The 14,119-nt window shown below is 70.1% G+C and carries 15 protein-coding genes and 6 tRNA genes; 13 read left to right on the forward strand and 8 right to left on the reverse strand.

What is annotated here, in order from left to right:
• Positions 1–19 precede the first annotated feature (19 nt).
• Together ACFYQ6_RS25660 and ACFYQ6_RS25665 are read left to right on the forward strand one after the other, a co-directional pair.
• Positions 20–307: a zf-TFIIB domain-containing protein gene (locus ACFYQ6_RS25660; RefSeq protein WP_361574357.1), complete on the forward strand. Its 288-nt coding sequence runs from the start codon at positions 20–22 to the stop codon at positions 305–307.
• A gap of 129 nt (positions 308–436) precedes the next feature.
• Positions 437–1,786, forward strand: a complete 1,350-nt coding sequence (locus ACFYQ6_RS25665; protein WP_388765108.1) for an OFA family MFS transporter — start codon at positions 437–439, stop codon at positions 1,784–1,786.
• A gap of 155 nt (positions 1,787–1,941) precedes the next feature.
• Here the strand turns inward: ACFYQ6_RS25665 and ACFYQ6_RS25670 are convergent.
• The 5 genes from ACFYQ6_RS25670 to ACFYQ6_RS25690 form a co-directional block, all read right to left on the reverse strand.
• Positions 1,942–2,016, reverse strand: a tRNA-Val gene (locus tag ACFYQ6_RS25670).
• Between the two features lie 23 nt (positions 2,017–2,039).
• Positions 2,040–2,111, reverse strand: a tRNA-Val gene (locus ACFYQ6_RS25675).
• 19 nt (positions 2,112–2,130) lie between these two features.
• Positions 2,131–2,202: transfer RNA gene (locus ACFYQ6_RS25680), tRNA-Val, on the reverse strand.
• Between the two features lies 1 nt (position 2,203).
• Positions 2,204–2,277: transfer RNA gene (locus ACFYQ6_RS25685), tRNA-Cys, on the reverse strand.
• A gap of 37 nt (positions 2,278–2,314) precedes the next feature.
• Positions 2,315–2,387, reverse strand: a tRNA-Gly gene (locus ACFYQ6_RS25690).
• A 145-nt stretch (positions 2,388–2,532) separates the two neighbouring features.
• On the opposite strand from ACFYQ6_RS25690, the gene ACFYQ6_RS25695 reads away from it, so the two are divergent.
• The 3 genes from ACFYQ6_RS25695 (at position 2,533) to ACFYQ6_RS25705 (ending at position 5,306) form a co-directional block, all read left to right on the forward strand.
• Complete coding sequence (locus ACFYQ6_RS25695) at positions 2,533–3,585, forward strand: chorismate-binding protein (RefSeq protein ID WP_361574353.1); 1,053 nt, start codon at positions 2,533–2,535, stop codon at positions 3,583–3,585.
• A complete protein-coding gene (locus tag ACFYQ6_RS25700; RefSeq protein ID WP_361574351.1) occupies positions 3,582–4,403 on the forward strand; it encodes an aminodeoxychorismate lyase in 822 nt (273 codons plus the stop codon). The genes ACFYQ6_RS25695 and ACFYQ6_RS25700 overlap by 4 nt, the downstream gene beginning before the upstream one ends.
• 66 nt (positions 4,404–4,469) lie before the next feature.
• Positions 4,470–5,306: a GNAT family N-acetyltransferase gene (locus ACFYQ6_RS25705; RefSeq protein WP_361574349.1), complete on the forward strand. Its 837-nt coding sequence runs from the start codon at positions 4,470–4,472 to the stop codon at positions 5,304–5,306.
• 248 nt (positions 5,307–5,554) lie between these two features.
• On the opposite strand, the gene ACFYQ6_RS25710 is transcribed toward ACFYQ6_RS25705, so the two are convergent.
• Positions 5,555–6,070 carry a DsbA family protein gene (locus tag ACFYQ6_RS25710; protein ID WP_361574347.1) on the reverse strand — a complete coding sequence of 172 codons (516 nt, stop codon included), beginning with the start codon at positions 6,068–6,070 and terminating at the stop codon, positions 5,555–5,557.
• Positions 6,071–6,224: 154 nt separating this feature from the next.
• Here ACFYQ6_RS25710 and ACFYQ6_RS25715 point away from each other — a divergent pair, with 154 nt between their 5' ends.
• The 3 genes from ACFYQ6_RS25715 (at position 6,225) to ACFYQ6_RS25725 (ending at position 8,302) form a co-directional block, all read left to right on the forward strand.
• Positions 6,225–6,686 (forward strand): hypothetical protein, encoded by a 462-nt coding sequence (locus ACFYQ6_RS25715; protein ID WP_361574345.1) that lies wholly within the window; start codon positions 6,225–6,227, stop codon positions 6,684–6,686.
• Between the two features lie 287 nt (positions 6,687–6,973).
• Positions 6,974–7,984 (forward strand): LacI family DNA-binding transcriptional regulator, encoded by a 1,011-nt coding sequence (locus ACFYQ6_RS25720; protein ID WP_388765111.1) that lies wholly within the window; start codon positions 6,974–6,976, stop codon positions 7,982–7,984.
• A 162-nt stretch (positions 7,985–8,146) separates the two neighbouring features.
• Positions 8,147–8,302 carry a hypothetical protein gene (locus tag ACFYQ6_RS25725; RefSeq protein ID WP_356739906.1) on the forward strand — a complete coding sequence of 52 codons (156 nt, stop codon included), beginning with the start codon at positions 8,147–8,149 and terminating at the stop codon, positions 8,300–8,302.
• 51 nt (positions 8,303–8,353) lie between these two features.
• On the opposite strand, the gene ACFYQ6_RS25730 is transcribed toward ACFYQ6_RS25725, so the two are convergent.
• Positions 8,354–8,911 carry a CGNR zinc finger domain-containing protein gene (locus tag ACFYQ6_RS25730; protein ID WP_361574340.1) on the reverse strand — a complete coding sequence of 186 codons (558 nt, stop codon included), beginning with the start codon at positions 8,909–8,911 and terminating at the stop codon, positions 8,354–8,356.
• 655 nt (positions 8,912–9,566) lie between these two features.
• Positions 9,567–9,980, reverse strand: coding sequence for an SsgA family sporulation/cell division regulator (locus ACFYQ6_RS25735; protein ID WP_003959770.1), 414 nt, complete (start codon positions 9,978–9,980; stop codon positions 9,567–9,569).
• Positions 9,981–10,169: 189 nt separating this feature from the next.
• Here ACFYQ6_RS25735 and ACFYQ6_RS25740 point away from each other — a divergent pair, with 189 nt between their 5' ends.
• From ACFYQ6_RS25740 to ACFYQ6_RS25760, 5 genes are all read left to right on the forward strand, one after another.
• Positions 10,170–10,625 carry a TIGR02611 family protein gene (locus tag ACFYQ6_RS25740; protein WP_361574338.1) on the forward strand — a complete coding sequence of 152 codons (456 nt, stop codon included), beginning with the start codon at positions 10,170–10,172 and terminating at the stop codon, positions 10,623–10,625.
• Between the two features lie 54 nt (positions 10,626–10,679).
• Positions 10,680–10,751: transfer RNA gene (locus ACFYQ6_RS25745), tRNA-Val, on the forward strand.
• 211 nt (positions 10,752–10,962) lie between these two features.
• Complete coding sequence (locus ACFYQ6_RS25750) at positions 10,963–12,252, forward strand: extracellular solute-binding protein (protein WP_361574336.1); 1,290 nt, start codon at positions 10,963–10,965, stop codon at positions 12,250–12,252.
• 10 nt (positions 12,253–12,262) lie between these two features.
• Positions 12,263–13,255: a carbohydrate ABC transporter permease gene (locus tag ACFYQ6_RS25755; RefSeq protein ID WP_388765114.1), complete on the forward strand. Its 993-nt coding sequence runs from the start codon at positions 12,263–12,265 to the stop codon at positions 13,253–13,255.
• On the forward strand, positions 13,252–14,112 hold the full coding sequence (locus tag ACFYQ6_RS25760; protein ID WP_361574334.1) for a carbohydrate ABC transporter permease: 861 nt from the start codon (positions 13,252–13,254) through the stop codon (positions 14,110–14,112). The genes ACFYQ6_RS25755 and ACFYQ6_RS25760 overlap by 4 nt, the downstream gene beginning before the upstream one ends.
• The last annotated feature ends 7 nt before the right edge of the window (positions 14,113–14,119 follow it).

A 14,119-nucleotide genomic window follows, 5' to 3' on the forward strand; every position in this document is an offset into this window, starting at 1 on the left:
CGACTGAGGAGCCGATTCGATGATCCAGTGCCCCAAGTGTCACGCCCAGATGCACACGTACAACCGCAACGGTGTCCAGATCGAGCAGTGCAGCGGCTGCCGGGGGATATTCCTGGACTACGGCGAGCTGGAGTCCCTGACCCGTCTGGAGTCCCAGTGGGCCCAGCAGGCGCCGCCCGCCCCGCCCGCCCCGCAGGCCTACCCCGCCGCCCCCGCACCGGCCTGGGGCGCGCCGCACCAGGGCGGCGGTCACTACGGAGGCCACCACCGTCAGAAGAGCTTCGGCCGGATGCTGTTCTCCTCCTGACCGGTCTGCCGCGCGGCCGACGCCGCCGGGCGGGTCCGGGCCCCGCGCCCGGACCCGCATTGCATACGGTCGACGGACTTCCGTTCATGATCTAGTCATGGCCATGGCTGGTGCCTAGAGTGCGGGATCATGAACTTCCTCGACAGGTCCCGAACTGTCGCGCCCCCGGGGTGGAGCCGCTGGCTCGTACCACCCGCCGCGCTCGCCGTGCACCTCTCCATCGGACAGGCCTACGCCTGGAGCGTGTTCAAGCCACCGCTCGAATCCGCGCTCGACCTGTCGGGCACCGCGAGCGCCCTGCCGTTCCAGCTGGGCATCGTCATGCTCGGGCTCTCCGCGGCCTTCGGCGGCACGCTCGTCGAACGCAACGGCCCCCGCTGGGCGATGTTCGTCTCCCTGGTCTGCTTCTCCTCCGGCTTCCTCGTCGCCTCGCTCGGTGCCGCGACCGGCCAGTACTGGCTCGTCGTCCTCGGCTACGGCTTCATCGGCGGCATCGGGCTCGGCATCGGCTACATCTCGCCGGTCTCCACCCTCATCAAGTGGTTCCCCGACCGCCCCGGCATGGCCACGGGCATCGCCATCATGGGGTTCGGCGGCGGCGCCCTCATCGCCTCGCCCTGGTCCACCGGGATGCTCGAGAGCTTCGGTACGGACCGCTCCGGCATCGCCACCGCCTTCCTCGTGCACGGTGTCGTCTACGCCGCCTTCATGGCGCTGGGCGTCCTCCTCGTCCGGGTACCGCCGGAGGGCTGGCTCCCCGACGGCTGGGAGCCCAAGCAGGAGACCCGAAGGCTCGTCACCAACGGCCAGGTGTCCGCGCGCAACGCCCTGCGCACGCCGCAGTTCTGGTGCCTGTGGGTCGTCCTGTGCATGAACGTCACCGCGGGCATCGGCATCCTGGAGAAGGCGGTGCCCATGATCCAGGACTTCTTCGCGGACACCTCCACCCCGGTCTCGGTCTCCGCGGCGGCGGGCTTCGTCGCCCTCCTCTCGCTGGCCAACATGGGCGGCAGGCTCCTCTGGTCCTCCACCTCGGACCTCATCGGCCGCAAGAACATGTACCGGGTGTACCTCGGCGTCGGCGCACTCATGTACGTCGTCATAGCCCAGCTCGGCAACGACTCCAAGCCGCTCTTCATCTGCTGCGCGCTGGTGATCCTCTCCTTCTACGGCGGAGGGTTCGCGACCGCGCCCGCCTATCTGAGGGACCTCTTCGGCACCTACCAGGTCGGAGCGATCCACGGCCGTCTGCTGACCGCCTGGTCCACCGCCGGCGTGCTGGGTCCGCTGATCGTCAACCGCGTCGCCGACGCGGGGGAGCGGGCCGGTCACAGCGGCCCCAGCCTCTACACGACCTCGCTGACCATCATGATCGGCCTGCTGGTCGTCGGCTTCGTCGCCAACGAGTGCATCCGCCCCGTCCACGCACGTTTCCACGAGACTCAGGAAGGGAGCCCTCGTGTCCACCAGCAGTCGTAAGCCGCTCATGGTGTTCGCCTGGCTCTGGGTCGCCGTGCCGTTCGCCTACGGACTGTACGAGCTCGCCCGCAAGGCCACCCAGCTCTTCACCGGCTGACCCGGCCCCCACGCCCACGAAAGAACCCCCGGTCGTCGAGACGACCGGGGGTTCTTGCTGGTGCGCGATACTGGGATTGAACCAGTGACCTCTTCCGTGTCAGGGAAGCGCTCTCCCGCTGAGCTAATCGCGCAGGGTGACCCTGCGTGTACTGCGTGCGCGATACTGGGATTGAACCAGTGACCTCTTCCGTGTCAGGGAAGCGCTCTCCCGCTGAGCTAATCGCGCGGGGATCCTTGCGGATCAGTGGACGATACTGGGATTGAACCAGTGACCCCTTCCGTGTCAGGGAAGTGCTCTCCCGCTGAGCTAATCGTCCTTGGAGGTGGAGACGGGATTTGAACCCGTGTAGACGGCTTTGCAGGCCGTTGCCTCGCCTCTCGGCCACTCCACCAGGGGTGGGAGTTCGGGAAGATCCCCCACCTTCTGCGAGCGGACGACCAGGTTCGAACTGGCGACCTCAACCTTGGCAAGGTTGCGCTCTACCAACTGAGCTACGTCCGCTTGTCTTTCCCGGTCCGCTTGCGCGTCCCGGCGACGTGTTGAACTCTAGCGGATTACCGGGCCAGCACAAAAACGCGTTTGCGCAGCGTGCTGCGCCACCGTCGCACACCCGCAGGTCACCGCTCGCCGTCCTAGACTCGACGGCGTGCACGCCCTCACCCCCCTCGCCCGCTTCAGCGGCCTCGTCGCCACCGGTCTGCAGGACGTGACCAGCGATCCCGCCGCCCTCGGCTCGTCCGGTTTCTGGGCGGTGTCCGCCGACTTCGAAGGCCGTCTCGTCTGCGCGCGCTTCGCCACCGTACGGCCCGAGCAGGTCCCCCTTCCGGTGCCCGGGGCCTGGCGCGGTCCGGCGCCGGACGACTGGACGACATCACTGGACGAGGACGCCTACACGGCGGGCGTACGGCGGATCCGTGAACACATAGCGGCCGGCGAGGTCTATCAGGCCAACCTCTGCCGGGTGCTCTCCGCCCCGCTGCCCGACCCGGGCGCCGATGTGGACGCGCTCACCGCGCTGCTCGCCCGGGGCAACCCGGCGCCGTACGCGGGGACGATCCGGCTGCCCGGACACGGCGTGGAGATCGCGACCGCGTCCCCCGAGCTCTTCCTCGCCCGCGACGGCCGGACCGTCGAATCCGGTCCGATCAAGGGGACGGGACGCACCGAGGACGATCTGCTGGAGAAGGATCACGCGGAGAACGTGATGATCGTGGACCTGGTCCGCAACGATCTGGGCCGCGTCTGCGCCACCGGCAGCGTGAGCGTCCCCGACCTCTGCGTGGTGGAGAAGCACCCCGGGCTCGTCCACCTCGTCTCCACCGTGCGCGGGCGGCTCGCCGACGACGCCGACTGGCCCGAACTGCTCACCGCGGCGTTCCCTCCCGGCTCCGTCACCGGCGCGCCCAAGTCCAGCGCGCTACGGATCATCGACGCTCTGGAGACGGCCCCACGCGGCCCCTACTGCGGAGCCGTCGGCTGGGTGGACGCCGACCGGGGTACCGCCGAACTGGCCGTCGGCATAAGGACGTTCTGGATCGACCGCACCGGTCCCGAGCCGCTCCTGCGCTTCGGCACCGGAGCCGGCATCACCTGGGGATCCGACCCGGCCCGCGAATGGGCGGAGACCGAGCTCAAGGCCTCCCGGCTGCTCGCTGTAGCGTCAGGCGCATACGAGGAGACAGGAAGGACCGCGTCATGAGGATCTGGGTCAACGGCGGGCTGCGCGATGCCGATGACGCACGGCTGTCCGTGCTCGATCACGGGCTGACGGTGGGGGACGGCGTCTTCGAGACGGTCAGGGTCGCCGGGGGCAGGCCCTTCGCCCTCACCCGGCACCTCGACCGGCTGACGCGCTCCGCCACGGGCCTGGGCCTGGCCGAGCCCGACCAGGACGAGGTCCGCCGTGCGGTGGCCGCCGTCGTCGAGGCCAACCCCATGGCGCTCGGCCGGCTGCGGATCACCTACACCGGCGGCCTCTCCCCGCTCGGCTCCGACCGTGGCGACGCGGGCCCCAGCCTGATCGTCGCCCAGGGGGAGGTCTCCCGCCGCCCCGACAGCACGGCCGTGATCACGGTCCCCTGGACGCGGAACGAACGCGGCGCGGTGACGGGCCTCAAGACCACCTCGTACGCCGAGAACGTCATCGCCCTCGCGCGCGCCCACGAGCAGGGTGCGTCGGAGGCGCTCTTCGCCAACACGGTGGGGCAGCTCTGCGAGGGCACCGGTTCCAACGTCTTCGTCGTCCTCGACGGCCGCATCCACACCCCTCCCGTCAGTTCGGGCTGCCTCGCGGGCATCACCCGCGCCCTGGCCGTCGAGTGGACGGGCGCCCAGGAGACGGACCTCCCCCTGGACGTGCTGGAAAGGGCCGACGAGATCTTCCTGACCTCGACGCTCCGCGACATCCAGGCCGTTCACCGGGTCGACGGCCGGCAGCTGCCCGGCGCCCCCGGGCCGGTCACGGCGAAGGCCGCCCGGATCTTCGACGAGCGCGCGGCCGACGACCTCGATCCGTGAGCAGGCCGGCGGCCCGGCTTCCGTAATGGGGGTGACGGGCCGCCCTGCAGCGGATAGAACACCCTGATGACCACCACCCTCCGGCCGGCCGGGCCGATCGAGCAAGGCGCCGACGGCGCGCGGGCACGCACCTACGATGTCTGCGACAACGGACGACCCGTCGGGACCGTCGCCATCTCCACCGATCCCGTGTTCGGGCCCACGGCGGGGATACTGCAGTCGCTCAGCGTCGGGGAACCGGACCGCAGGCGCGGCCGGGGCACGATCGCCGCACTCGCCGCGGAGGAGGTGCTGCGGAGCTGGGGCTGCACCCAGGTCCGCCTGGTCGCCCCCGCGGACAACGAGGCAGCCCGGGCCCTGGCGTCCGTGCTCGGCTACACCGAGCGCAGCCGGAACATGCTGAAGACGCTCCGGCGGACCGCCCCCGCCCTGCCGGCCGGCGTCACCGGCCGCCCCATGACGGAGCGGGAGTACGCCGAGTGGGCCGCCACCGGCGTCGAGACGTACGCGCGGAGCTGGATGGAGCGCGGGGTCCCGGAGGAACAGGCCAGGCTCAAGTCCGAGGCCGACCACGCGGCGAACCTGCCGGACGGGCAGAGCACCCCGGGCATGTACTTCCATGTCCTCGTCCACGGGGAGGACGTCGTCGGCCACGTCTGGGTCGCGCGGCGCGAGAGCCCTCACGCCGAGGATCTCGGCTACGTGTTCGACGTCGAGGTGCGCGAGGGGAACCGGGGCAGGGGGTACGGCCGGGCGCTGATGCACCTCGCGGAGGAGATCACGCTCGACGCGGGTCTGGGGCTGCTGGGTCTGCACGTCTTCGCGTCGAACACGCCCGCACTGCGGCTGTACGAGTCGCTCGGCTACGAGGTCACCCAGTACAACCTCGCCAAGGCGCTGTAGAGGACCGCGGCGCCTCGGTCGGTGGCGGGCGGCTCGCCCGCCGTACGCCCCCGGCCCGGCGCTCGGCCGACACGGGCTCCTCGGCCTGGCGCACCGGTTCGGCCTGGCGCACCGGCTCGGCCGGCGTACGCCTGCGGCCTGGCGCCCGGCCGACGCGGGTTCCCCGGCCCGGCGCACCGGTTCGGCCCGGCGCACCGGTTCGTCCCGGCCGGCGCGGGCCGCCCCTGCGTCACCGGCGGGCAGGCGGCTCAGCCCTGGGCGGCCAGCAGCCGGTCGGCGATCTCCTCGATCCGCGCGCGCAGGCCCTCCTGGCTCTTCCCGCCGTCGAGCCGCTCGTCGCCGATGACATACGTCGGCGTACCGGTGACCCCGATCGCCTTGCCCTCGGCCTGGTCCGCGTCCACGATCAGCAGGTGCCTGCCGTCGATCAGAGCCGTGTCGAACTCCTCGGCGTCCAGGTCCAGTTCGCGAGCCACGTCCAGCAGCAGGGGCTCGCCGCCGCGCGCGAGGTCGGCGGTGCGGGCCAGAACGGCCTCGATGTACGGCCACCCCTTGCCCTGGACGACGGCCTCCTCGGCAGCCTGGGCCGCCGCGTAGGCGTGCTTGTGCTTCTCCAGCGGGAAGTGGCGCAGCCGGATCTCCAGCCGGTCGCCGTAGCGGGCGCGCAGGGCGTGGACGTCGGAGAGGGCCTGGTGGCAGTCGGGGCACTCGAGCTCGCACCAGAGGTCGAGGACGACCGGCGCTGCGGAGGGGGAATCACTCATGGAATCAGTCTTTCAGGCCGGACCCACGCGTCCCAATCGGGACCTGGGGAGGAGCGCGGCCCTGAAATGTCCCTGAAGTGGTCCTGAACCGTGGCCCCGCCGACGGCGGCCGGTGCAGGATGGAAGGACAGATTTCCGATCGCTGGAGGCCCCGATGCTTGCCGAGACCATCTGTTCCGCGGTGTCGGCGGCCGGCCTGGGTGTCGCCGCGATCACCGCGTACCGCAAGCGGTTCCTCGCGGCGACCCGGATCGCCGCCTACTCGCTGGTGCCCCTCGGCCTGGTGATGACCGGGGTCGTCCAGTGGGTGTCGGACATCGCCTTCAAGCCGAGCGTCTGGATCGGCTTCGGTCTGCTGGCCGTCGCCTGGCTGCTCTTCATGACCACGCGGGCCGTGGAACGCCGCGCCGGATCGACCCGCAAGGAGCGCAGGGCCGCCCGGAACGCGGAGCGGGGTGCCGCCGTCGCCCCGGCGGCCTCGTCGCCGTCGCTGACCTCGGGATCCGGTGCGACGGCCCCGCAGGCACAGGCCGAGCCCCGGAAGAAGCAGCGGGAGGCCGCCCCCGGCGACGACTTCAGCGACATCGAGGCCATTCTGAAGAAGCACGGCATCTGACCGGCGCCCTGCGCAGGCTGCTGGGTATGAATCGATTCATGCCCGAACGTGGCAGCGCCGGACCCGTGCGGGTGCCGCACGTCGGTATATTCGGGTCACGCGGTCCGGATCTTGACGGTGTCCCGGGGCTGAGGCTAGCGTCCTGAGCAGATTGAAACAATTCAATCCCGGGCTGCGGTCAGGGCGACGGTCGGACGGATCGAGCAGGACGTCCGTCCGCGGACCAGGAGACCCGGCGCCGACCCGCGGCGGCCGAACGCATCAGTGGGGCAGGACAAGTGGGGCGTGTGGCAGGCATCAAGGACGTGGCCCGGCAGGCCGGAGTCTCGGTGGGCACGGTCTCCAACGTGATCAACCGCCCCGAAGCGGTGCTCCCCGACACCCGCGCGAGGGTGCTCGCCGCGATCGAGGAGCTCGGTTACGTACGCAGCGAGTCGGCCAGGCAGCTCAGGGCCGGCCGGAGCCGCATCATGGCCCTGCTCGTGCTGGACATGGGCAACCCCTTCTTCGTGGACATCGCCCGTGGCGCCGAGCGCGCGGCGCGGGAGGCCGGTCTCGGCGTGATGGTCTGCAACAGCGGCCAGAGCCAGGAGGAGGAGGCCGAATACCTCGGGCTCTTCGCCGAGCAGCGGGTCTGCGGCGTGCTCGTTACCCCGGCCGACGCCACCGGCGGCAACCTCGAGGCCTTCGCCCGTCACCGCATTCCCCATGTGCTGGTCGACCGGGTGGCGGCGTCCACCGACACCTGCGCCGTCTCGGTGGACGACGTCCGCGGCGGCATGCTGGCCGTCGGGCATCTCGTGTCGGCCGGTCACCGGTGCGTCGCCTATGTCAGCGGACCGGGAGATCTCCACCAGATCCGGGACCGCCGGCAGGGCGCCCTCGCGGCGCTCGCCGAGGCCGGGCTCGGCCCGGAGGCTCTGGTCGAGATCCCCTCCGACCGCCTCGACGTCGCGGCGGGCCGTGACGCGGGGGCCCGGTTGCTGGGGCTCGTACCGCGGCCGACGGCCGTCTTCTGTGCCAACGACCTGCTGGCGCTCGGTGTCCTGCAGTCGCTGTACGCGGCCGGCGTGCGGGTGCCCCAGGACGTCGCCATCGTCGGTTACGACGACATCGAGTTCGCGGCGGCGGCCGCCGTGCCGCTCACCTCCGTACGGCAGCCCGCCGTGGTCATGGGCCGCATGGCGGCGGAACTGCTCCTGGAGGAGGCGGACGACGAGGACCGCAGCCACCGGCACCGCAGCGTGGTCCTTCAGCCGGAACTGGTGGTGCGCGCCTCCAGCGCAGCTCCGCGCTGAGCTCCGGGAGCGGCGCGGACCCGAGCCGCCCCCGTGGCGCGAACACACGGCTGCCGTTCGGGCACGGGAGCGATTTCGCAGGTCCTGGAGAGGGTGAACCAGCCCTGGAAAAGGGTCTGTTGATCGCCAACGGGGTCCGCTCTGCGTCATGATCACTACGAGATGGTGGACACATCCCGGGGCGATGCCCCCGCACCCCCTGCCGAAGAGCCGCGTGGCTGCCTCTTCGCGCTTTCCCAGCCGCCCCTGATGATCTTCCTGACGGTGGTCGGCAGCCTGTTGCTCATGGCCGCCCTGCACGATCTCTTACTGCTGTGAGGCCGTGGGGTGATCAGCGCGACCTCTTACTGCTCTCGGGCCGTGGCGTGATCAGCCGGCCGCCTCGCGGCGCCGGGCGCGGTACGCGGCGACATGGAGCCGGTTGCCGCAGGTGCGGCTCGAGCAGTAGCGCCGGGACCGGTTGCGTGACAGGTCGACGAACGCGTCCAGGCAGTCCGGAGCCTCGCAGCGCCGCAGCCGTTCCTGCTCGCCCGCCACGACGATGAAGGCCAGGGCCATGCCGCAGTCGGCCGCCAGGTGGTCCGCGATCGAGGCGTCCGGTGCGAAGTAGTGGACGTGCCAGTCGTAGCCGTCGTGGTTCGTGAGCTGCGGAGTGGTGCCGGCGGCGGCGACCAGCCCGTTGACGAGGTCCGCCGCGGTACGGGCGTCGGGCGCCGCGAATATCTCGGCGAACCGGCTCCGTACGTCCTGCACGGCGCGCAGGTCCTTGTCGGTGAGGGTGCCGACGCCGCTGATGTGGTGGCGCTCGGCGAAGCCGTAGAGCGCGGCGAGGTCGGCGAGCCCGTCGCCCGCGGCGGTCTCCGGTGCGGTGTTCACCAGATCGACCACCGTTTCGAGGGCGATCCGGGTGTCGTGTGGGATCAGCACGCTTCGCTCCCTGGCCTCCGGCGGACGGGCGCCCGCCGATGCGGGCTGACTCTACTGGCTCGGCGGAGGCGCTCATGGCCCGGTGGGGCTTTCGGGCGCCACGAGAGGCCCGCGCGGAGCCACCGGGCGGCCTTCGGGGCCTGTGGGGCGCTCGGAGGGCTCTCCGGGGCGTCCCGGGAGCACGGAGGCGGGTGCGTGGTGCGAACGGTGCCCGGGGGCTTCCCCGGCGCCCACCGGCCGCCCTCGTGCGTCCGCAGGCCGGGTCCCGGACGGTGGCCGCGACGTGGGCGGGGCCGGGTACGCCGCCGGGCCGCGCCCGGACGCGATGAGCGGTGCCCACGACGCGGGCGGGAGCCGGCCGGGTCCCGGACGGTGGCCGCGACGTGGGCGGGGCCGGGTACGCCGCCGGGCCGCGCCCGGACGCGACGAGCGTCGGCCACGGCGCGGGCGGGAGCCGGGTACGCCGCCGGGGCGCGCCCGGACGCGACGAGCGTCGGCGGCGACGCGGGCGGGAGCGCGCGTGGTGCCCGCTACGCGCGCCTGCGCCGCCGCCGCGGTGGGTTCCGCGGCGACGGCGCCGGTGTCCGCCCTATGAGGTTGTCCGCGCGACGCCGTCTCCCCGAGTCGGACGGCGTCCCGCAGCTCTCGGCCTGGCTCAGCTCTCGGCCAGGATGTGTGAGAGCTCCGTATCGAGGTCGAAGTGACGGTGCTCGGTGCCCGGCGGGACCGCGGCGTCGGTCCTTTTCAGGAACGACTCCAGGGCCCGCGCCGGGGCTTCCAGCAGGGCTTCGCCCTCAGGGGAGCTCAGCGCGATGCAGACGACGCCTTGGCCGTGGCTACGAGATGGCCAGACGCGGACGTCTCCGGTGCCGGTGGGCCGGTGCAGCCCCTCGGCGAGGAGGTCACGGGCGAAAACCCACTCGACCGTCTCCTCCGCTCCGGTGTGGAAGGTGGCGTGCACGGCATAGGGATCGGCCGTGTCATACCGCAGGCCCGCGGGTACAGGCAGTGAGGACTCGCTCGACACAACGAGGCGCAGGTGCAGCTCGCAGCTGACCGTGGTGTTCATAAGCGCCAGGGCCTTTCGCTCAGTGTGCGCTCGGGGATTCGCACGTCGGCGAAATCGACATGCCACCTACGGTGGCGTTGTAAACCCCTCTGACCTATTTGTGGCGCTTCGGGTCCCTCGTGCGGCGGTGTGTAACTTTGGGTCATGCGTCCATTCCGGTGACGATCGCCGTTCGGGTAGGTTGGCTCCATGAACGCGGAGAGTGACGAGCGGAAAGGGGTCGCCGCGACATCGGCGCCCGACTCCGCCACGGGGGACGAGCAGACGGCGGAGCGTGAGCTGGGGTCCCGGGCGCCCCGGTACATCCAGGCGTCGCGGGTGCTTCACCTGAGCTGGCAGGTAGGAATCTTCGTCGTCGGCCTGGCCGTGGTCGGCGCGGGCATCGTGATGCTGCCGCTGCCGGGTCCCGGGTGGCTGGTGATCTTCGGCGGTATGGCGATCTGGGCGACCGAGTTCGTCTGGGCCCAGCTCGTCCTGCGCTGGACCCGGCGCAAGGTCACGGAGGCCGCCCAGCGCGCCCTCGACCCCAAGGTCCGGCGGCGCAACATCATCCTCACCACGCTCGGGCTGCTGATCGTCGCGGTGCTGGTCGGGATCTACGTCTGGAAGTTCGGCATCGAGATGCCGTGGAAGATCGACCAGTGATCCGGTGATGGTCCGAAGGCGCCGCTGACATGGGGTAATGTATGCCGTGCGCCGGGGCGATTAGCTCAGTGGGAGAGCGCTTCGTTCACACCGAAGAGGTCACTGGTTCGAACCCAGTATCGCCCACCCCGGTCCGATGGCCCGGAAGCTTCTGAGAAGCTTCCGGGCCATCGGCGTTTCCGGGTGTGCCGTCGCGGCGCCCGGCCCCAAGTCTGTTCGGCCCGCCGACAGCCGACCGAATTTTCGTCCGAACCGTTGACGTGCTGGGTGCGGCTCCTTACTTTGACCCAGCAAGCGCTTTCTAAAACGATTCAATGCGAATGGATGGGGGCGAGCCATGTCTCGGAACAGCGGCATCGACCGTCGGCAGATGCTGAAGCTGGCCGGCTTCTCGGCGGCCGGTCTCGGATTGACAGCGGCCGGTTGCGGCTCGGGCGGAGGCAGTGGCTCCGGAGGTCCGGTCACCATCCGGCACTCCTGGTGGGGCGCCGACGACCGGGCGAAGAAGGTCCAGCAGTGCGTCACCCTCTTCGAGAAGAAGCACCCGAAGATCAAGGTGAAGACCGACTTCCAGCAGTACCCGGACTTCTGGAAGAAGTTCAACACCCAGGCGGCCGGCGGCAACCCGCCGGACGTCATCCAGAACGCCGTGACCTTCCTGCGCAAGTACGAGGCGAAGAACGTCCTCCTCGACCTCAACCCCCAGGCGAAGGCCGGCAACCTCGACCTCACCGGCTTCCGCTCCGGGCTGGAGAAGTTCGCCGAGATCGACGGCAAGCTGCTCGGGGTGCCGGTCGGCAGCAACTCGATGGCTCTGGTCATCGACGAGAAGGTCTACGAGAAGGCGGGCATCACCCCCGAGATCGGCTGGACCTGGGACGACTGGTACGCCGGTCTCCAGAAGATCAAGAACGGCCAGAAGATAGCCGGCGACGCCGGGCCGCACGGAGTGATGTACCTCTACGACCTGATACTCCGCCAGAACGGCAAGGCCTTCTTCACCGAGGACGGCATGGGCTTCGGCGAGGCCGAACTGCTGCCGTACTGGACCGAGGCGCTGGAGCGGGTCAAGTCGGGCATCTACGCCGACCCCAAGAAGGTCGAGCAGCTCAAGCCCGCCTCCGCGACGGCCAAGGGCCTGTCCGCCGGCGAGTTCACCTGGGACAACTTCTCGGTGCGCTACAGCGCCGAGGGCAAGAGCAGCTACGGCCTCGCGCCCATCCCCAGCACCGACGGCAAGAAGACCGGTCAGTACCTCGGCTCCCTGATGCTGAGCGGCACGGCCCGCACCAAGCACCCCGCCGAGGTGGCGACCTTCATCAGTTTCATGACGCACGACCCCGAGGTCGCCCGGATCATGGGTTACGACCGGGGAGTGCCCGCGACCACCGCGCAGTTCGAGGCGTACGAGCCCACCGACGCCCCCAGCAAGGCGATCGGCGCGTACGAGACCGCCATCGCCGACGCGGGCGTGCTGGAGCCCATCACCCCGCACCCCGCGGGCGCGGACGTCGTCGAGGCGGCCTTCCTGCGCATCGGTGCCGACCTGGCCCTGGGCAAGGCCTCGCCGAAGGACTCCGTGCAGCAGTTCTTCTCCGAGGCGAAGACCGCCCTCGCCTCGAACTGAGAGGACTGTGGTGACTGACATCCACACCTCCCCGGGAGTGATCGCCCCCGGGGACGACCGTTCCGCCACCGAGCGGCACGGTCCCGGAGGAAGCGCGCCGCCCGCCGCCACGAAGCGGCGGGGCTCCGGGGAGAACCTGGCCGGCTACCTGTTCATGTCGCCCTGGATCGCGGGCTTCCTGTTCCTGATCGCCGGGCCCATGGTCTTCTCGCTGTACCTCTCGTTCACCGAGTACAACCTGTTCGAAGCACCGCGCTGGATCGGTCTGCAGAACTTCACCGACATGTTCGCCGACCCCCGCTGGCGCCAGTCGGTCGAGGTGACCTCCTGGTACGTGCTGATCGGCACCCCGGTCAAGCTGGCCGCCGCACTCGCCGTCGCCATGCTGCTCGCGCAGAAGCGGTGGGGCCAGTCCTTCTACCGGGCGGCCTTCTACGCCCCCTCGCTGATCGGCGCGAGCGTCTCGGCGGCCATCGTCTGGCGCGCGCTGTTCTCGGACGACGCGATCGTCGACCGTACGCAGAAGGTGTTCGGCGTCGAGACCGGTGGCTGGATCGGCGACCCGGCGATGATCATCTACGCGCTGATCGCCCTCACCGTCTGGCAGTTCGGCGCGCCGATGGTCATCTTCCTGGCCGGTCTCAAGCAGGTCCCGCAGGAGCTGTACGAGGCCGCCGAGATGGACGGAGCCGGCCGCTGGCGGAAGTTCTTCAACATCACCCTGCCGATGATCTCGCCGGTGCTGTTCTTCAACGTCCTGCTGGAGACCATCCACTCGTTCCAGATCTTCGGCTCGGCCTACATCGTCAGCAACGGCAGCTGCGGGCCGGCCGACGCGACGCTCGTCTACACCTGTTACCTGTACGAACAAGGCTTCGTGAACAGCCGCATGGGCTTCGCGTCCGCCATGGGATGGCTGCTGCTGGTGGCGGTCGGCCTGGTCACCGCCGTGCTGTTCTGGTCCCAGAAGCGCTGGGTGCACTACGAGGAGGGCGGCCGATGAGTCTCCTGACAGCTGCCGTACGCCGCCGGGGCCCCGGCGCACTCGCCTGGCACCTCGGTGCGCTCGCCATCCTCGCCGTGGTCCTGTACCCCGTGGTGTGGACGATCGGCGCCTCGTTCAAACCGAGCGCCGAGATCATCGGCGCCCTGGACCTGCTCCCGGCCGACCCCATCGGTGACAACTACACCCGGCTCACCGAGGGCATCGCCGACATCCCGATCTCCACGTTCTTCCTGAACTCGACGTACATAGCCGTCGGTTCCGTGATCGGCGTGGTGCTGTCCTGCTCGCTGACCGCCTACGCCTTCGCCAAGGTCCGGTTCGCGGGACGCAACGTCATGTTCGCCATCATGATCGGCACGCTGCTGCTGCCGTACCACGTACTGATCATCCCGCAGTACGTGATGTTCCAGAAGCTGGAGCTGATCAACACCTTCACCCCGTTGCTGATCGGCAAGTACCTGGCCACCGACGCCTTCTTCGTCTTCCTGATGGTGCAGTTCATGCGCGGGCTGCCCAAGGAACTCGACGAGGCGGCCCGGCTGGACGGCTGCGGGCACCTGAGGACCTACTGGTCGATCGTCATGCCGCTCTGCCGGCCGGCGCTCGTCACCAGTGCGATCTTCACCTTCATCAACGCCTGGAACGACTTCATGGGCCCGCTGCTGTACCTCAACGAGCCGGACAAGTACACCGTCTCCATGGGCCTGAAGATGTTCATCGACCAGGACGCGGTGGCGGACTACGGCGGCATGATCGCCATGTCCCTGGTCGCCCTGCTGCCGGTGCTGGCCTTCTTCGTGGCCTTCCAGCGCTATCTCATCGACGGCATGGCCACCTCGGGCCTGAAGGGCTGACCGCACC

Source organism: Streptomyces sp. NPDC005494 (assembly GCF_042872025.1).
Taxonomy (GTDB): Bacteria; Actinomycetota; Actinomycetes; order Streptomycetales; family Streptomycetaceae; genus Streptomyces.